Source organism: Azospirillum sp. OGB3, from assembly GCF_014192915.1.
Classification (GTDB): domain Bacteria; phylum Pseudomonadota; class Alphaproteobacteria; order Azospirillales; family Azospirillaceae; genus Azospirillum.
Window position 1 is genome coordinate 1 of record NZ_JACHYN010000005.1, and the last position, 17457, is coordinate 17457.

16 protein-coding genes and 1 pseudogene are annotated in these 17457 nt (G+C 64.9%); 6 read left to right on the forward strand and 11 right to left on the reverse strand.

Going from position 1 to position 17457, the window contains the following annotated elements; all coding sequences use genetic code 11:
* From FHW79_RS12350 to FHW79_RS12365, 4 genes and pseudogenes are all read left to right on the forward strand, one after another.
* Window positions 1-635 (forward strand): RES family NAD+ phosphorylase (locus FHW79_RS12350; RefSeq protein WP_183179209.1); only part of this gene is annotated, 635 nt, incomplete at its 5' end.
* A 300-nt stretch (window positions 636-935) separates the two neighbouring features.
* Window positions 936-1124, forward strand: a pseudogene (locus FHW79_RS12355) (transposase); the annotation flags it as partial.
* Window positions 1125-1427: 303 nt separating this feature from the next.
* Window positions 1428-1691 (forward strand): alanine-zipper protein, encoded by a 264-nt coding sequence (locus tag FHW79_RS12360; protein WP_183179210.1) that lies wholly within the window; start codon window positions 1428-1430, stop codon window positions 1689-1691.
* A gap of 17 nt (window positions 1692-1708) precedes the next feature.
* Window positions 1709-2641 (forward strand): L,D-transpeptidase family protein, encoded by a 933-nt coding sequence (locus FHW79_RS12365; protein WP_183179211.1) that lies wholly within the window; start codon window positions 1709-1711, stop codon window positions 2639-2641.
* A gap of 123 nt (window positions 2642-2764) precedes the next feature.
* Here the strand turns inward: FHW79_RS12365 and FHW79_RS33245 are convergent, their stop codons facing one another.
* The 7 genes from FHW79_RS33245 to FHW79_RS12395 all read right to left on the reverse strand — a co-directional run bounded on the left by FHW79_RS33245 (window position 2765) and on the right by FHW79_RS12395 (window position 7180).
* Window positions 2765-2890, reverse strand: a complete 126-nt coding sequence (locus tag FHW79_RS33245; protein WP_282183993.1) for a hypothetical protein — start codon at window positions 2888-2890, stop codon at window positions 2765-2767.
* 128 nt (window positions 2891-3018) lie between these two features.
* The gene (locus FHW79_RS12370) at window positions 3019-3456 is read right to left on the reverse strand and encodes a group III truncated hemoglobin (protein WP_183179212.1); all 438 of its coding nucleotides are present in this window, start codon (window positions 3454-3456) and stop codon (window positions 3019-3021) included.
* Between the two features lie 20 nt (window positions 3457-3476).
* A complete protein-coding gene (locus FHW79_RS12375; protein WP_183179213.1) occupies window positions 3477-4139 on the reverse strand; it encodes an alternative oxidase in 663 nt (220 codons plus the stop codon).
* A 399-nt stretch (window positions 4140-4538) separates the two neighbouring features.
* The gene (locus FHW79_RS12380; protein ID WP_183179214.1) at window positions 4539-5069 is read right to left on the reverse strand and encodes an Rrf2 family transcriptional regulator; all 531 of its coding nucleotides are present in this window, start codon (window positions 5067-5069) and stop codon (window positions 4539-4541) included.
* Window positions 5070-5156: 87 nt separating this feature from the next.
* Window positions 5157-5573 (reverse strand): cupin domain-containing protein, encoded by a 417-nt coding sequence (locus FHW79_RS12385; RefSeq protein WP_183179215.1) that lies wholly within the window; start codon window positions 5571-5573, stop codon window positions 5157-5159.
* A 71-nt stretch (window positions 5574-5644) separates the two neighbouring features.
* Entirely contained in the window at window positions 5645-6400 is a 756-nt protein-coding gene (locus FHW79_RS12390) for an SDR family oxidoreductase (protein WP_183179216.1), read from the reverse strand.
* Window positions 6401-6622: 222 nt separating this feature from the next.
* Window positions 6623-7180, reverse strand: coding sequence for a substrate binding domain-containing protein (locus FHW79_RS12395; RefSeq protein WP_183179217.1), 558 nt, complete (start codon window positions 7178-7180; stop codon window positions 6623-6625).
* A 344-nt stretch (window positions 7181-7524) separates the two neighbouring features.
* Here FHW79_RS12395 and FHW79_RS12400 point away from each other — a divergent pair, with 344 nt between their 5' ends.
* On the forward strand, window positions 7525-8019 hold the full coding sequence (locus tag FHW79_RS12400) for an Rrf2 family transcriptional regulator (protein ID WP_183179490.1): 495 nt from the start codon (window positions 7525-7527) through the stop codon (window positions 8017-8019).
* A gap of 14 nt (window positions 8020-8033) precedes the next feature.
* Here the strand turns inward: FHW79_RS12400 and hmpA are convergent, their stop codons facing one another.
* Together hmpA and FHW79_RS12410 are read right to left on the reverse strand one after the other, a co-directional pair.
* Complete coding sequence (gene hmpA / locus FHW79_RS12405; RefSeq protein ID WP_183179491.1) at window positions 8034-9239, reverse strand: NO-inducible flavohemoprotein; 1206 nt, start codon at window positions 9237-9239, stop codon at window positions 8034-8036.
* Between the two features lie 541 nt (window positions 9240-9780).
* Window positions 9781-10227: a carboxymuconolactone decarboxylase family protein gene (locus tag FHW79_RS12410; protein WP_183179218.1), complete on the reverse strand. Its 447-nt coding sequence runs from the start codon at window positions 10225-10227 to the stop codon at window positions 9781-9783.
* A gap of 605 nt (window positions 10228-10832) precedes the next feature.
* Between FHW79_RS12410 and FHW79_RS12420 the strand changes: the two genes are divergently transcribed.
* Complete coding sequence (locus FHW79_RS12420; RefSeq protein WP_348984130.1) at window positions 10833-12434, forward strand: winged helix-turn-helix domain-containing protein; 1602 nt, start codon at window positions 10833-10835, stop codon at window positions 12432-12434.
* A gap of 535 nt (window positions 12435-12969) precedes the next feature.
* On the opposite strand, the gene FHW79_RS12425 is transcribed toward FHW79_RS12420, so the two are convergent.
* Together FHW79_RS12425 and frc are read right to left on the reverse strand one after the other, a co-directional pair.
* The gene (locus FHW79_RS12425) at window positions 12970-15126 is read right to left on the reverse strand and encodes an acetate--CoA ligase family protein (protein WP_183179220.1); all 2157 of its coding nucleotides are present in this window, start codon (window positions 15124-15126) and stop codon (window positions 12970-12972) included.
* A 148-nt stretch (window positions 15127-15274) separates the two neighbouring features.
* Complete coding sequence (gene frc, locus FHW79_RS12430; RefSeq protein WP_183179221.1) at window positions 15275-16552, reverse strand: formyl-CoA transferase; 1278 nt, start codon at window positions 16550-16552, stop codon at window positions 15275-15277.
* Window positions 16553-17457: the final 905 nt, after the last annotated feature.

Here is a 17457-nt window from a genome sequence, read left to right on the forward strand (position 1 = left end):
ACCGCCTCATCCCCTCTCAGTATCCGCCGATTTCGGCCTTCGACAGCGTGACGCAGCCGGACGATCTGGAGGCGGTCATGGAGTTGGAGGGCTGGACAAACGACCGTCTGGTCGAGGAGCGCGTTGCGCGGTTGCCTCGGGACCAGTGGGTCTATGGCACTAAGAACGCCTCCGTGGTGATGGCGGCTTTCCTGCACGCTGCCCCCTCAGGGGGACGCTTCAACAGTGGTGAACTCGGCGCGTGGTACGGAGCGTTGGCTCTCAAGACGGCCATCGCCGAAGTCGCCCATCACCTCCGCCGCGAGGCTGTTTATCGTCGGCGTTCGGAGATGCGGTTGACCTACCGCCTTTATACTGCCCGTCTCTCCGGCGACTTTTTAGACATCCGCGGCCTGCGCGCCGCGCGGCCCGAACTGTATGCGACGGGCGACTACCGCGCCTCCCAAGCGTTCGGTGAGTCAGTGCGAAGGGCAGGGCAGGTAGCGGGCATTGCTTACGACAGCCTGCGCCACAGCGGCGGTGTCAACGCCGTCACCTATAGGCCACGCCAGATCCTGGATGTGACCCAAGCCGATCATTTCGAGATCACCGCACCCGTCGTCGGAGCCGTAGTGGCACGCAGGCAGGTTCTGTGAGACTCGCGTGCCATTCTTGCGGCTTGCATCGGCTGCAAACCGAGAGCTACGGAGAATGAATGCCGCCTTCCAATGTAAGTCCTGGTAAACGACCGAGGGCGTCCAGCAACTTCCGGTCTCGCTCAACTCAGGGAACTGCCGGGTGAGCTTCCCCCGGACCGATGGTTCTCCCGCACTTTGCGTGGATCAGGCTGATGACGCTGGAGCCGCCGTCGCCGGGAGATCCCATGCAATGGAGCATGCAAGAGCTTTTTGTGATCCCGGACTGCCATGTCATGACAGTAGGCCCTGTCCTGTGGCATCCCAGCCATCGAAACCTTCGCCCTCGGCGTGAGGCAGGACGAGGCAGCCGTCAAAGCGGCGCTCATCATGCCCTGGAGCAGCGGGCAGGCGGAGGGACAGGTCAACAAGTTGAAGCTGATCAAGCGCCAGATGTACGGACGCGCCAACTTCGATCTGCTACGCCGTCGCGTCCTTCTCGCAGCCTGATCCACGCAAAGTGCGGGAGAACCAAACTCGTTCGGCCTTTACAACATTAACGTGCGTCAAGATCAGCGCTCGTTGGTGGAGTTAACCCGCAAAAGGCGGCGCCCACAGGGACGCTTCGCCCGACCTCCGCGTCTTTACGATGCGCCACCTTTACCTGGGTTAATGCATCGACGCCGCCTTCGCCCATGCTCGACGCTCGATATGCCGGGCGAGCGGGTGACTGGGCGGGACGGCTCTCCTGTAGCGGAGATCCCGCGCTCCGGCCCGTCGCCCTGTTTCTCGGCTCCAAGACAGGAGATTGATATGGCGATGTCCTTGCGCAACGTATCCGTCGTCGTGCTGGGCACCCTGCTCGCGGCTGGGTGCTCAGGGTTGAGCGCGGAAGACCGCAGCCTTCTGATCCAGACGCAGGCCACCGCCAATGACGCCAAGGCGGAGGCGGCGCGGGCCGCCAGCGCCGCCCAGCAGTCGGCCGAACAGGCGCGCGCCGCGGCGGCGGATGCCAGAGCGGCGAACGAAAAGGCGGAACGCATGTTCAGCCGCACCCAGCGGAAAATCCGTTCATAGGCGGACAGAGGCTGTAGGTGACCGTGGTCGCTGCCATCCTGTTGCGTTCGATTGGAGGTTTCGTCACTGCCCTGGCGGCCCTGGCCTTTGCTCCGGTGCCGGTGACGGCGGCCGACATCATTGGAACATTGCCATTCGGTCTTTTCTTTGCGTCAGCGGACGACACGCTGGCCGACATCGCCATCGACAATGATCTCGGCTACACGGAGATCATCATGGCAAATCCAGCCATCGACCCGTGGCTGCCGGGCGACCGAACACTCGTGGTGCTGCCGACGGCGCATATCCTTCCATCCGGAGGGCGCAATGGCATCGTGATCAATCTTGCGGAGCAGCGCCTGTATCACTTCGCACGGGGGAAGCCGGCGGCCAGTTTCCCGGTGGGAATCGGTGCCGAGGCCGCCAACCTGCGGACCGGCTCCACCTCTGTCCGGGCCAAGCGTGTCGACCCGCCCTGGATGCCCACCGCACGCATGCGGGAGGAGGATCCGGAACTGCCGTCCTTTGTCCCGCCGGGGCCGGACAACCCGTTGGGACCCAAAGCCTTGTACCTGGACTGGCCGGGCATCGTCGTCCACGGGACCAACAAACCCTATGGTGTCGGGCGGCGGGTGAGCCATGGCTGCTTCCGCCTGTACAACCCCGACATCGAGCGCCTTTACCAAGCGGTGCCCGTCGGCACCCCGGTTCGCGTCGTGGACGAGCCGGTGAAACTCGGCTGGCTCGGCGACACCCTGTACATCGAGGTGCACCTGACGACGCAGCAGGCCAATTCCCTAGAGGAAACCGGGCGCTTCGAGCCGCCCGAGTTTCCGAAGCTCGAGGAGGCCGTCACCCGCGCTGCGGGTCGTGCGGCGTCACGGGTGGATTGGGGCGCCGTCCATAAGGCGGTCGAGGAGCAGCGCGGCATCCCGCTGCCCATCCTGCGCGCATCGCTCAAATTCACGTGACGATGCCGCGTTGGGGTACCGTAACTCGAGCGGACACACGCGCTTGCTATTTCACGAGCGTCGCGCGCATCGTCACCAAGGTGGTCCATGTCGATCCGACCTCCCCCCAGGGCGGCGACAGTGTCACGGCTTCTGCCGGTCGGTCCGGTCGCCAACATGGTCCGAGGCAAGGAACAGCGCCGCGTCCGCGATGCTGCCGGGAGCGCCGAAGCTGCCGGGCAGAAGGCGGCTGGTGACCTGGGCGGCCACCTGACCTCTTTTTCTCTTCTGAGTTTTGAACGGTGACGGCGTCCCGACGCAGCGGGAACTGGCGGGGCGGGGCGCCGGCGGTGGGGGCCGGAAAGGCCGGCACCCGTGGAGATGGAGCGAGACGCTATTCAGAACGCCAGGGAAACCGAGGAACTTTTCAGGGTCTCAAGCCCGGTGAGCAGGCTGCGCGCGATGTTGCGCGCGCGGTCGGTGAAAAAAGTGGCGGCGGCGGGCGGGCAGACCTCGGCGGCGGTTTCGGAGAACAGCGACAGCCAGCGGTCGAACTGTGCCGGCCCGATGTCGAGCTTGGCATGCAAAGGCATCGGACGGCCGTGGTAGCGGCCCGAAAGCAGGGTGACCGACGACCAGAAATCCTCCATGGTGCGCAGATGTGGCTGCCAGTCGGTGATGATCCGGTCGAACACCGGCCCCAGCGTCGCGTCGGCTCGAACCTTTCCGTAGAAGGCATGGACGAGCGTCCGGATCATCGCTTCGTCGATACCGGTCGCGGCGACGCGTTCGGCGATGACGATGTCCCGGTGCGTGCGATGGGGTGCGGCGTTCATGATGAATGGCTCCTTCACGGTCAAGCGGCCTTGCGCGGCTCGCCGCGGCGGTCCGCGCCGGCGGACGGCTGGCCCGCCAGCGTGTCGGCAAAGCCATGGTTCACGTCGCGATGGTTGGCCTCGTCGTTGCGGACGGCGAGCACGACATCGCGCAAGGTCGCGGTTTCCGGAAGCTTCCAGTAATCGATGGCGAGGCGCGGGGCCGGCGGGTTCGCGTGCCGGCCGGCGTCGATCTCGGCGAGATAGCCGGAGTAGCTGACGACCGCTTCCTCTTCGAAGTAGCCAACCACGCGGTGGGCCGTCTTCGGCGAAATCAGGTAGAGAAGGAAGAAGGCGTTGTAGAAGGCGCCCTGGGTCAGCAGGATCAGGACGCGTTCCAGCCAGTTCGGCTTCGCCACCTCGATGAAGGTCATCAGGTGCATGCGTTCGTTCTCCGCCTCGTCGAGCAGGGTATGAATCCAGCCCTGGTCGTGCTGCATGCGGCGCAGGCAGCGCAGATGCTGCAACGTCGCGCCGACCATACCCGGAACCGCCGCAACCGTTTCCAATACGATGGCGCGATGGCCGTAGCGCTTGGCGAAGAAGGTGTCGGCAAGCAGGCGCAGCGCCTTGGTGAAGCCCAGGGCGATGCGGTCACTGATGTCGCGCGGCGTGTGATGCGTGGTGAGGATGAGAGTCTTCATGATGTGAGCTCCTTGGCTCCGGTGCGCTGGCACGCCCGATCGACGATGGCCGACGGCGTCTTCAGCGTGAGTGGATGTCCGGTGGATCGAGCGCGTCGCCGGTGGCGCCAATCGTGCGATGCCATGGCATAAATATGCTCAAAAAATACATCTTTATGAATGGGCAGATTGTCGCACCAGCCCGCTTTCGACGTGGATCCCCGGTGTCTGGCGCCTCATAGGACGCATATCAGATGCTGGAGCGGGCATTAAGCGGGCTGCATCGCAGGGCAATGATCAATAGCAAACTGAAAAATATTCATTCCATAGGAATGTATATGGGTCGGGGGGCCGGTCTCTTCGGCGGACCCAGGTTTGATGCCTGATGCGCTGCCTTCCGCATCCGGATCGAAGGGCGTTTCATCTGGATCGCGATGTGCGTGCTGAGGTCCGGGCGCTGAACCGGTCCTGAATCCAGTGAGCGATTTCGTCGGAGAACTCTGCCGGGGCCTTCCGGCCGAATGTGTTGGCGACGTTGGCAAGCGTCTCTTGGGCCAGCACGGCCCGCATCGCCTTTTCTGCGCGAATCATCACCGCATGAACCGCACAGACACCGGATGTCGCCCAGGAGGGCGGTCGCTGGCTGAACACTGCACAGCGACCGCGGATTTCCTGGCAATCGAAAAGCGGCTTGTCGCCCTCGATCGCATCGACAATGTCCAGAAAGGTGATGTTTTCCGGCGCTTTGGCGAGCCGATAGCCGCCGCGCACGCCTTCGCTGGCCATGACGAGTCCGGCCTTTTCAAGCTTCGGGAAAATCTTCGCCAGAAAAGACGGTGAAATGCCCTGCAGTTCGGCCAGGTCACGGCTGCTCAGTGGCTGGTTACCCGATGAGACCAGCCAGAGAAGGCAGTGAATGCCGTACTCAACGCTGACAGTGAGATGTGCCATGGCCGGTTCCGATAGAAAACATGGGAACGGGGACATTAATAATCCGCGTTTCAAAGCGCAAGCCGTCCCTGTTCCGCAACGCCTCGGTCACTTCTTGTCCGGCGTGGTCAGTTCCGTATCGGCGGTGTCCACAACGAAGACCGCAAGGAGTTTCGCCGGCTTGGTGTCGCTGGCGTTGGCGCTGACCCCATGATGGTCGCCCGGCCGTTCGGTGAAGTTCTCGCCCACTCGATAGGTTTTGGCCGGGCCGTCATTGATCTTGCTGCGGATCGCCCCTTCCAACACGGTGGCGTAGATGAGCGCTGACTTCGCATGGGTATGGGCAGGTGAATAGCCGCCCGGACCATATTCGACCAGCACGCCCTTGATGCTCTTGCCGGGCACGTCGGGCAGCGCGTGTTCGTAGACCAAAGTCACCTTGGCATTTTTCGACTGGGGCGTATCGGCGAGAGCCGTGGCGAACGGCAGGGTCGCGACCAGCAGGGGGGCGAGAAAGCGTTTCATGGTTCTGCTCCTTCGGCAATCGATGGCTTTGATTGGACGCCGGTCAACGACGCCCTGTGGCGGCAGGTCGATCAGGCGCTGGCCTTGGACCGATTGAGCCAGTCAGTCAGGCTGATCTGGCCGAGGCGGGCCGGGCCGGTGGGGACCAGGGAAAACTCGGTGACGCCGCCGCCGAAATAGCGGGCTGCCGGATCGCTGACGGTGCTGCGGCGGTCGCCCACCGCCGTCAGATAGCGGCCGACGATGTCGGAGAAGGGGCCGCGATCCGGGCCGGCAATGTCAATAAGGCCGTTGAGCGGCCGCGCCAGGGCGGTCTCTGCCAGGATGGCGGCCACATCGTCCGCGGCAATCGGCTGGAACTGCACCGGCGCCAGCCGCACCGTGTCGCCGTCGGCATGGCCGTCGGCGATGCCGGCGAGGAATTCCAGGAACTGGGTGGCGCGGACAATGGTGTAGGGAATGCCGGACTGCACGATCAGCCGTTCCTGTTCCACCTTGGCACGGAAATAGCCGAGGTCGGCGACGCGGTCGGTACCGACGATCGACAGGGCGACATGGTGGCGGACGCCGGCCTTCGCCTCGGCCGCGGCCAGATTGCCGCCGGAGGTCCGGAAGAAGTCGGTCACCACCCTTTCGTCGAAGGACGGGGCATTGGACACGTCGACGACGACCGCAGCGCCGTCCAGCGCCCCGGCCAATCCTTCGCCGGTGACGGTGTTCACGCCCTTGCTGGGCGAGGCGGCCACGACCTCATGGCCGCTGGCGCTCAGGTTGGCGACAAGCTTGGAACCGATCAGTCCCGTTCCACCGATGACGACGATTTTCATGAGTCCCTCTCCTGTCCGACGGGAAGCCGTTGCCTGATTGAAAAGCCGGGAAATGGCGAAAGGCGGCAGTGGGCGTTCGGACCTTGCGGATCACCGTGATCCGGCCGCCCATCTTGTAACGCAGACAATATCAGTCTGCGTTCAACGGCGCAACCAGAAAACGCCGACTGACTTTGTCAGCGTTTTTGGCGGCCGCGTGATGATGCCGCTTTCTAAGGCTGTTCAGTCCTGGTGCAGGGGCAATCCGTCGAGCCCGGCTTCAGGCCGTGTGGAGGTGGGGTCGAAGGGGTTCAGCCATTCGCGATGCCGGGCGAAATGCACGGCCAACAGGTCAACGGCCAACAGGTCGATGGAACTTCTCACCTTGGTGGACAGGTGATCGCGGTGCGGATAGATGGCGTTGATGGCGAACTCCATCGGCCGGTGGTCCGGCAGCAGCCGGCACAGGGCTCCGCTGCGCAAATCGTCCAGCACGATAAAGCTGGGCAGCAGCAGCCCCTCGCCGCTCAAAGCGACCAGCAGCAGGGGTTCCGCGCTGTTGGTCACCAGATTGTCGGACACCCGTGCCGACGCGCCCGACTGTTCCGATCCGATGAAGCGCCACTCATTGCCGAACGGATAATGGCTGTAGCGCAGGCAATTATGGTTCGCGAGATCCTCCAGGCTTTGGGGAATGCCGTGCTTTTCCGGATAGGCCGGCGCCGCGCACAGCACGTGCCGCCAGTTCGTCCGCGGCTTCCAGATCGGCGAGAATGGTGACGCAGCGGTCGTAACAGGCATGGCCGGCGTCGGTCAGGCTGACCCGCCGCGTGGTCCGGTTCAGCAGACGGACCTGCCTCACGTCCCGACCTCGGAGGTGTTCCAGGCGCCCGGCGGCGATGGGGACGGGGGGCGGTTCCTCGGTAGCAGCCTGCTGTTTGACCTGGGGATGGGATGATGTTTCGCGCTTTAAGATTCATGCAAAATAAATGTCTATCAGGAACACAATGCCACCCCCCGCGTGTCTGCGACCGCTGAGGCCGCCTGACGGAGCTGGGTTCCTTCCGGACAGATCGGATCGGTTGATTGCAAGCTCCGGGCCGCACGGCTATATTGATGCATTCCCCATGCAGTTTTGGTTGGCGATGCGCTTGTCGAGCTATACGGATTATGCGCTGCGCGTGCTCATGTACCTGGCCGTGCGACAGGAGGGGCTGCCGACCATCAGCGACATCGCACAAGTGTACGGCATTTCAAAGAACCACCTGATGAAGGTCGTGCATGACCTCGGACGGGGCGGCTACGTCGAAACCGTGAGGGGTCGGAACGGCGGGCTGCGCCTGGGCCGTCCGGCCGAGCAGATCCGGATCGGCGACGTCGTCCGCTACACCGAGGAGGACATGGCCATCGTTGACTGCATGGGCGCGTTGAAGGACGCCTCCGTCTGCCGGCTGAGTCCGGCTTGCAACCTGCGCACCGCCCTGCACGAGGCATTGCAGGCGTTTCTGGCCGTCCTGGACGACTATACGCTGGCCGACATTGTCCGCCATCGCCGCAGCATGGCGTCCCTGCTCGGCCTGCCGCAGCCGCCCCTCCCCCATGCCGCGGCTGAACGGGGGGAGGCGGATCCGGGCTCGTAACCGGGGCAGGCAGTTCAAGCGGCCTCAAGATCCTCCGCGGGGCCGAAGAACTCGTAATGCACCTGAGTGCGCGGCACGCCGGCGCGGTCAAGGCCGCCGACGAAGGCCTTCAGGAACGGCTTCGGGCCGCACAGATAGAAGTCGGCGTCGTGGAACGGCGTGTTCGCCCGCAACCACTCGACCGTGATGAAGCCGGCCGTGTCATGGGAAACGCCCGGCTGATCCCCGGGCAGCGGGTCGCTGTAGAAGGTTGACACCCTGATGCCGGACCGCGACGCGGCCAGCCTGCGGATGTGCTCGTCCATGGCGTGGGTGGCACTGTTCAGGGTGCCATGGACGTAATGCGCTTCCACCGTGGTCGGAGCGGCGGCGATCGCCTCCAGCATGCTCACCATGGGCGTCAGCCCGACGCCGCCGCTCAGCAGAACGACCGGCCGTTCCGGCTGTTCGGGCAGGAAGAAGTCGCCGGCGGGCGGGGAAACTTTCAACGTGGTCCCTTCCTGGGCATGGTCGTGCAGCCAATTGGAACCGGCGCCGTGAGGCTCCCGCTTCACGGAGATGCGATAGCCGAGGGTGTCGGGACCGGCGGAGATGCTGTAGTTCCGGCGCAACGGCGCACGTCCCGGCAGGGGAAGCAGGAACGTCAGGTATTGCCCAGGCCGGTGTCGGATCACAGGGCCGCCGTCGGTCGGCGACAGGTGGAAGGAGGTGATCGTCCCGCTTTCCCTGGCCCGCCGCGTGACGACGAAGTCCCGCCAGCCGCTCCACCCTCCGCTCTCGTTGGCGAGGGCGTCGTAGATGCGCTCCTCCCGTCCCATCAGAATGCGGGCCAGATGCCAATACGCCTCTCCCCACGCATTCAGCACCTCCTCCGTCGCGGCGGTGCCCAGCACCTCGCGGATCGCTCCGAGGAGGGCGGCTGCGACATGAGGATAATGCTCCGGAAGAATCTGCAGCCCGACGTGCTTTTGCGCGATGCGCTCGACCATGGGCGCCAAGGTGCCGAGATTGTCTATGTTGCGGGCATAGGCGAGGATGGCGTTGGCGAGCGCCTTGGTTTGTGCGCCTTCTTCGCCTTGATGCGACTGGTTGAACAGCGCGGCGACCTCGGGGTCGTGAAACAGGATTTGATACATCGTCCGCGTGATGACGGTTCCATGCTCGGCGAGAGTGGGAACGGTGGCCTTGATAATCTCGACGGTCTGCTGAGTGAGGGGCATTGGTGAATGGGCTCCGGAGTTGGCGGGGGCAATGGCCCCATTCGGATTGTGGCGGCGAGGAGGTTCCCGCCAGATCAAACATTCATTCCTTATGAATGTATTTTTGCCGCTTAAGATGCAATATAAATATATGTTTATAGGCGGAATCCTGTCCGCTTGGGGAACGTCGGCTCCACTGCCGTGCCGTCTCCCCGATGGTGCATCGGTGCACGCTGCTGATCGTCCGGTCACCTCGGTGAGGGCATCGGGTTCCGATGGACCTGGAGAAAAGTCACACCGGGCCGGTTTGGCGCGGACCGGTAGCGCCGAGCGCGGCAATCCGCGCAATGGCGAAGTCGATGAATAGCGGGACGCGTGAAGGCGGGCCGCGCCTGAACCGGCACGGCGGACGGTGGCGCCTCCGCCAGCACCGTTTGCAGCTTCCCCGTCTCCAGGCAACCGCACCGTGTCGCCACCCATGTGGGCGGCGACGACGGTAGCGGCGACGGCGGCGAAGAATTCCAAGAACTGGGTGGCGCGAACGATGATGTGGGGAATTGGCTCAAGCCTTGGCGGCCACCGGGAGACGGAAGGGGGCACCCAGCCGGTTGAAGGCGTTCATCGCAGCGATGGCGATGGTAAGATCGACCAGATCCTTCGGCTCGAACGCCGCCGATGCCGCCGCATAGGCGGCGTCGGACGCATGGGTTTCGCTGACACGGGTCACCTCCTCGGCCCAAGCCAGGGCCGCGCGCTCCGTGTCGGAGAACAGGTGCGGGACTTCCTCCCACACCGGCACCAGCGTGACCTTGTCGATCGACATGGTCTTCCGAAGGTCGCGGCTGTGGAGATCAATGCAGTGAGCGCAGCCGTTGATCTGCGAAACCCTGAGGAACACGAGGTGGATGAGTTCCTCGGGCAGGGTGGTGCGCTTCGTGACGTAATGGTGGACGCCGAAGAGAGCCTTCGCGCCGTCGGGCGCAACCTCGTACCAAGCCAAGCGTGCCATGTTCTTTGCCTTTCCTGACAACAACGGATTGCGGTTCCCGCTTCGCCGGCCCATGGCCGCCGGGTGTCTTCGAAGACTCTCAGCGCGCCACCACGCCGTCGAAGGCGATCGGTTGAATCAGCGCCGGCGACAGGCGGATTTCCCCGCCGACCGTGGCCGACGGCGGCGGTTCCGTCCGTCGCTGGAGCCAGACCCTCGCGGGTGATGGTGTTCACGCCCGTCTTTGGCGAGGCTGCGAGCGCATCGTGGCCGCGCTCGCGGAGGGGCTGCACCAGCTTTGATCCGATGAGGCCGGTGCCTCCGATGACGACGATCTTCATGGGGACTCTCAGCTCCTCAACGGAAACCAGCGCCGTCGATGGAAGGGAGAGTGCCCGCGCACGCTGGGGAAGTCCTTGCGGCGGGCTTGAATTGTCCTCCAAGGACGCTTGGATTTCCGTCCATGGAAGCCATGCGGCGCGGCGTGCCTCGACGCGAACGGTGCAGTCGGCAACGCGCCGCCGTGCTATCAAGGGCGCACGTCGTTCGCCCGGCTCCCCGGACAGGGAGGCGAGGGCGTTCGGTCCAGGGAGGTGCAGGCCTTGCCGTTCCGTTTTGGAGAATGTGTGCTCGATCAGGAGCGCCGGGAACTGACCCTGCGCGGACAGGTCGTGGGCGTTGGCCCGCAGGTCTTCGACCTGCTGCTGCATCTCGTCCGCAACCACAACCGCGTCGTCAGCAAGGACGATCTGCTGGAGGCGGTGTGGAACGGACGGATCGTCTCGGAATCGACCATCACCAGCCACATCAACGCGGTTCGCAAGGCCATCGGCGACAGCGGCGAGGAGCAGCGACTGGTCCGCACGGTCCCCCGCAAAGGGTTCCGCTTCGTCGGCGCGATAGACGTCGGCGCGATAGACGTCGGCGCGGCCGAGGTCGGCGCGATCGGGGAGACACCGCAGCCCGGCGGATCAGGCATCGCCAGCCGTGCCTCCAGCGAAGGCCGGGAGACGCCGTCCGGTCCGGTCCTGCCGGGCAAGCCCTCGATCACTGTGCTGCCATTCCAGAACCTGAGCGGCGACCCGGACCAGGACTACTTCGCCGACGGCGTGGTGGAGGACATCATCGCCGCCCTGTCGCGCATCCGCTGGCTGTTCGTCATCGCGCGCAATTCGAGCTTTGCCTACAAGGGCCGGGCGGTGGATGTGACGGACATCGGCCGCGAGCTGGGCGTCCGTTACGTGCTCGAAGGCAGCGTCCGCAAGGCCGGGAACAGGGTGCGCATCACCGGGCAGCTCATCGACGCGACGAGCGGGATGCATCTCTGGGCCGAGCGATTCGAAGGCATGCTCGACGACCTTTTCGAGTTGCAGGACCGGATCGCCGAGAGCGTCGTCGGTGCGATCGCGCCGCAGCTCGAGCGGGCGGAGATCGAGCGCGCCAAGCGCAAGCCGACGGAAAGCCTGGACGCCTACGATTACTATCTCCGCGGCATGGCGAAACTGCACAGCGGAACCCGCGAGGCGGTCGACGCGGCGCTGCCCCTGTTCCACAAGGCGACGGACCTCGACCCGGAATTCGCATCGGCCTATGGCGGGGCGGCTTGGTGCCATCTCTGGCGCAAGGTGAACGGTTGGATGACCGACCGCCCCCGCGAGATCGCCGAGGGGGTGCGGCTGGCGCGGCTGGCGGTGGAGTTCGGCCGCGACGACGCGGTCGCGCTGACGAGAGCCGGGCACGCGCTTGGTCATTTCGCCGGCGATCTCGATGGCGGCATCGCGCTCATCGACCGGGCCGTGCTGCTCAACCCCAATTTCGCCCCCGCCTGGTTCCTCGGCGGCTACCTGCGCGCCTTCCGCGGTGAAACGGAAGGCGCGAGCGAGCATTTCGCCCATGCCGCCCGCCTGAGCCCGCTGGACCCGGAGATGTTCCGGATGCAGGCGGGGACGGCGCTCGCGCATTTCTTCGCCGGGCGCTACGATTGCGCCGTGGCCTGGGCGGACAAGGCGTTGGGGAACCTGCCCAGCCTCCTGGTCGCCATCGCCCTGACGGCGGCGAGTCACGCGCTCGCCGGGCGGACGGAGGACGCGCGGCAGACGATGCAGCAATTGCGCGCGCTCGACCCGTCCTTGCGTGTCTCCACTCTCAGGGAGTGGCTGCCGATCCACCGTCCCGAGGATCTCACGCGGTTTGCGGAGGGACTGAGACTGGCTGGGTTGCCCGAGTGAACTCAGGCCATGTCCGACTCAGCAGGTGCCGTTTCGCGTCAGGCATTGACTCAAGCTGTGGCAGAAATGGGTGTGCTCGTCCGCCCTGATGCTGGCGCAAAAAGGGCGCTGAGAGGAGCGCTGAAGGTTCTGTTGCAAAGTCTGGTGACGGGCGCGGAGGGCTGCGGCGCCTGTATCGTCAGGCGGCAGGACCGAACAGGCACGATGAAGAAGCCTTGGACCTGAGCCCCGGCCGGACCGGCGGCCTGATGCGCCGATGGTCCTGTTCAACGATGTTGTTCAGGTACTCGCGTTGCCGCACCGATCAAACCGAGAGCGTTGCCATGGCGGCGTGACCCAAGCCAAATGGCCTCCGGGAAGCCCGGTGCAGTTCAGGAGGGGGCCAAAACTTGCTACGGAACCGGTTGTTCAGCCCTTTGTGCTGGCGATGCCCCCTGCCCATCGCCAGCCCCCCGTTTTTCGCATCGACGCTATGAACACACTCGCCCTGCCAAGCAGAACGCGGATCATTGCCCATTCCGGGATCCAAACGCTGCTAAACCAGCCCGGCCGCGCGAGCCCACTTGTACTTGGCGCCCAGCACCGCAACCGGCGTCTCGGTCGTGTAGGGGTAAGCCACGACACCGTGGTCATACAGGTGGCTCGCGGCCTCCTCCACCTGGACGTCGCCGGCCAGCGAAGCGACGATGGGCTTCTCGATGCCCTTCGCCTTCATCTCCTCCTTCACCTCGATAACGAGCTTGGCGAACACCATTGGCGGCGTGATGATCGTGTGCCAGTAGCCCAGGATCAACGCGTGGATGCGGTCATCCTCCAGGCCAAGCCGGATGGTGTTCTTGTAGGTCGACGGCGGTTCGCCACCCGTGATGTCCACAGGATTGCCGGCGGCGCCGAAAGGCGGGATGAATTTGCGGAAGGCGGCGTCGAGGTCCGGCGGCATCGCCATCAGCGACAGGCCGTTGTCCACGCAGGCGTCCGACAACAGCACACCCGATCCGCCGGCACCGGTGATGATCACGACGTTCTCGCCCTTCGGCGTCGGCAGCACCGGGATTCCGCGGGCGAATTGCAGCAGGTCCTGCAGACTGCGCGCCCGGACCACGCCCGACTGCCGCAGCACGTCTTCGTAAATCCTGTCGTTGCCGGCGAGCGCGCCCGTGTGGGAACTGGCCGCCCGCGCGCCAAGCGCCGTGCGCCCGGCCTTCAGCACGACCACCGGCTTCTTCTTCGAAACCTGCTTGGCGGCCTCCGCGAAGGCACGGCCGTCCTTCAGATCCTCGCAGTGCATGGCGACGACCTGGGTGTTGTCGTCCTGTTCGAAGAAGTACAGCAGGTCGTCCTCGTCGATGTCCGACTTGTTGCCGAGTCCGACGATCGCCGAAACGCCCATCTTGGCGGAGCGGCTGAAGCCGATGATCGCCATGCCGATGCCGCCGGACTGCGACGACAGCGCCGCCTTGCCCTTCACGTTGTACGGCGTGCAGAAGGTGGCACACAGATTCTTCGGCGTGTAGTAGAAACCATAGATGTTCGGCCCCATCAACCGCACGTCATGTTTGCGCGCGATGGCGACGATCTCCTCCTGCCCTTCGACGTTCCCGGTCTCGGCGAAGCCCGAAGGGATCAGCACGGCACCGGGGATCTTCTTCTCGCCGACTTCGCCCAACGCCTGGGCGACGAACTTGGCCGGAATGGCGAACACCGCCACATCGATGTCGCCCGGCACGTCCTTCACGCTCTTGTAGGCCCTGTAGCCGAGGATGTCGTCGGCCTTCGGGTGGATCGGATAGATCTGGCCCTTGTAGCCACCGTTGATGAGGTTCTTCATCACCGAGTTGCCGATCTTCCCGTCCTCGGCCGAGGCGCCGATGACGGCCACCGCCTCGGGCTTCATGATCCGGTTCATCTGCCGGACGATCTGCTCCTGCGACGGGCGGTAGCGCGGCGTCCTGGCCGCGAAGTCCAGGACCACGCGCACGTCGGCGGCGGTGGCTCCGTTCTCGCGCGCGAAAACCGGGTTGAGGTCGAGTTCGACGATCTCCGGCACCTCGTCGACGAGCCGCGAGACGTTGACGATCACATCGGCGAGCGCCTCATGGTCGACCGCCTTGCCGCCGCGCACGCCCTTCAGCATCTCCGCGGCCTGGATGCCGTCGAGCATGGAGAGGGCTTCCTCGCGGCTGACCGGAGCGAGGCGGAAGGTGATGTCCTTCAGCACCTCGACCAGCACGCCACCGAGGCCGAAGGCCACCAGCTTGCCGAAACTCGGGTCCGTGATGGAACCGACGATGACCTCCACACCGCCTTGCAGCATCTGCTGGACCTGCACACCGAGCAAGTCCGCCGCGGGGTCATAGGCGCGGGCGTTCTCCATGATGGCCTCGAAGCCTTGGCGGACGGCGTCGGCGTTCCGGAGACTAACCAGAACGCCGCCGGCTTCGGTCTTGTGCAGGATCTGCGGCGACACGATTTTCATGACCACCGGGAAACCCATGCCCTCGGCGAGGGCGACGGCTTCCTCGGCGCTCGTCGCCACGCCTTCCTTCGGCACCGGAATACCGTACACATCGCAAAGCCGCTTGGCTTCCGGCGCGGTCAGCGCGTTGCGGCCCTCGGCCTTGGCGGTGTCGAGAAGGCGGCGGACGACATCCGTTGGTCGCTCGGTGTGGAGCGGATCGATGACTGCGGTCATGGCCTTTCCTCCTTTTCAAACTGGACGGCTCACGTCTTGACGGCGAGCTCGGATGGATTTTCGGGGACGGCGGCCTCGCGCAACGCGTCGCCGGTGTTGCGCTGTCGGACCATTGCGTTTGTCCCTTTCGGGGAGGACCGCTCCCGTCCTATTCGGTGGTCAGCGGCTTGCGCGCCACACCCAGCGCGCCGCTGTCGCGGACCTCGGAAATGCGGCGTTCGTCGAAGCCGAGCACCTCGCGCAGGATCTCGTCGGTGTGCTCGCCCAGAAGCGGCGACCGCGTGACCTCGGTCGGGCTGTCCGACAGCTTGATCGGGTTGCCGACCGTCAGGTACTTGCCGCGCGTCGGGTGATCGACCTCGACGATGGTGCCGGTCTCGCGCAGCGACTGATCCTCCGCCAGCTCCTTCATCGACAGGATGGGGCCGCAGGGGATGTCGTACGTGTTGAGGATCTCCATGACCTCGAACTTCGTCTTGGTCATGGTCCATTCCTCGACGGTCGCGAAGATGTCCTTCAGGCGCGGCAGGCGGGCGGCGGGCGTCGCGTAATCCGGATCGGTGACCCACTCCGGCTTGCCGATGACGTCGCAGATCTTCGCCCACACGGGCGCCTGGGTGATGAAGTAGATGTAGGCGTTGGGATCGGTCTCCCAGCCCTTGCACTTCAGGATCCAGCCCGGCTGGCCGCCGCCCGAGGCGTTGCCGGCGCGCGGCACGGTGTCGCCGAACGCGCCGTTGGGGTACTGCGGGTACTCTTTCAGCGGGCCGCGCTCCAGCCGCTGCTGGTCGCGCAGCTTGACCCGGCACAGGTTCAGCACGGCGTCCTGCATGGCCGCCAGCACCTTCTGGCCGCGCCCGGTCTGGGTGCGCTGGTAGAGCGCCGTCACGATGCCCAGCGCCAGATGCAGGCCGGTGCCGCTGTCGCCGATCTGGGCGCCGGTGACCATCGGTGGGCCGTCGTCGAAGCCGGTCGTCGAGGCCGAGCCGCCGGCGCACTGCGCGACGTTCTCATAGACCTTGCAGTCCTCGTAGGGACCGGGGCCGAAGCCCTTGACCGAGGCGACGATGATGCGCGGGTTCAGCTCCTGGATGCGCTCCCAGGTCAGGCCCATGCGGTCGAGCACGCCGGGGGCGAAATTCTCGACCATCACGTCGCAGATGCGCACCAGATCCTCCAGGACGCGCTTGCCGTCCGGGTTCTTGGTGTCCAGCGTGATGGACCGCTTGTTGTGGTTCAGCATGGTGAAATAGAGGCTGTCGGCCTCGGGCACGTCGCGCAGCTGGCCGCGCGTGATGTCGCCCTCGCCCGGACGCTCGACCTTGATGACGTCGGCGCCGAACCACGCCAGAAGCTGCGTGCAGGTCGGACCCGACTGAACATGGGTAAAGTCCAGAACCCGCACGCCTTCGAGTGCCTTGCCCATGCCGTCTCTCCTTGTTGAGCCGCAGGCATACGGAGCCTTGCGGCGTTGCCAAACCGTTCGCCATTGAAACGAGCAGGAGTGGAAGGCGCGGGCGGTTGGTCCCGCGGGCCTCTCGATGGCTACCGAAGCCAGCCCTTTATTTCCGATATTCGCTGATTACCTTCTTTCGTTCTCGCATATTGTTTGCCGCACTGTGTTGTGTACTCCTGGACAAAACCCTGCCTGACCAATTCGCAGAGTGCCGGCCTCACGGCGGCCGGCTTCAAGCTTGCCGCCTTCGTGATAGCGAGCAGCGAGACCGGAGGTGTCGTGGCCTCGGGACCCGGCATGGCGCGCAGCGTGTTGAGCATGGTCCAGTTGACGGAAGTTGGAGAGATCACACACGCCTCCCTTGGTGCGCTGGGGATCGCTGCCTTTCGCAGTCCGTGTTGCCATCGGCTCTGGCATGCCAGATCCAATGCGATCAGGCTAAAACCTCAAGCTCGCTTGAGGTCAAGAAGTATTTTGGGGCAGTGAATCGGCCCGATCGGGCCTGAGGCGCACCACGCCTCCCGAAGCCCCCGCTTCGGCGTTGATGTGCATTTGGGCTCGAGCCGCACTCAAGTACCCTTGCCTGGTGAACGCCTGCAGCGCCAGCGCAGGCCAAGCGACCAGAGGACGCAGGAAGATGGAGAGAGCTCCGCTTTGAAACGGGAGGGAAGGCCGTTGTTCGCTGTTGTGGCAATGGCACTGAGGGAGAACCTGCATGGTTTCATCCGCATCGCTGCCGCATATCGTCCTGCTGGGCGATTCGCTCTTCGACAACTCCGCCTATGTGGGAGGCGGACCGGACGTGACGGCACAGCTTCGTTTGCGTCGGCCGTCGGGCTGGGGGCCGTCGGGCTGGGGTGCGGCTTTAAGAGCAG

Bases quoted from the DNA above. Each gene is read 5' to 3' on its own strand.
- FHW79_RS12360 (WP_183179210.1), top strand. From the start codon at position 1,428: ATGGCGATGTCCTTGCGCAACGTATCCGTCGTCGTGCTGGGCACCCTG.
- FHW79_RS12370 (WP_183179212.1), bottom strand. From the start codon at position 3,456: ATGAACGCCGCACCCCATCGCACGCACCGGGACATCGTCATCGCCGAA.
- FHW79_RS12375 (WP_183179213.1), bottom strand. From the start codon at position 4,139: ATGAAGACTCTCATCCTCACCACGCATCACACGCCGCGCGACATCAGT.
- FHW79_RS12380 (WP_183179214.1), bottom strand. From the start codon at position 5,069: ATGGCACATCTCACTGTCAGCGTTGAGTACGGCATTCACTGCCTTCTC.
- FHW79_RS12385 (WP_183179215.1), bottom strand. From the start codon at position 5,573: ATGAAACGCTTTCTCGCCCCCCTGCTGGTCGCGACCCTGCCGTTCGCC.
- FHW79_RS12390 (WP_183179216.1), bottom strand. From the start codon at position 6,400: ATGAAAATCGTCGTCATCGGTGGAACGGGACTGATCGGTTCCAAGCTT.
- FHW79_RS12395 (WP_183179217.1), bottom strand. From the start codon at position 7,180: ATGCCTGTTACGACCGCTGCGTCACCATTCTCGCCGATCTGGAAGCCG.
- FHW79_RS12400 (WP_183179490.1), top strand. From the start codon at position 7,525: ATGCGCTTGTCGAGCTATACGGATTATGCGCTGCGCGTGCTCATGTAC.
- hmpA (WP_183179491.1), bottom strand. From the start codon at position 9,239: ATGCCCCTCACTCAGCAGACCGTCGAGATTATCAAGGCCACCGTTCCC.
- FHW79_RS12410 (WP_183179218.1), bottom strand. From the start codon at position 10,227: ATGGCACGCTTGGCTTGGTACGAGGTTGCGCCCGACGGCGCGAAGGCT.
- FHW79_RS12425 (WP_183179220.1), bottom strand. From the start codon at position 15,126: ATGACCGCAGTCATCGATCCGCTCCACACCGAGCGACCAACGGATGTC.
- frc (WP_183179221.1), bottom strand. From the start codon at position 16,552: ATGGGCAAGGCACTCGAAGGCGTGCGGGTTCTGGACTTTACCCATGTT.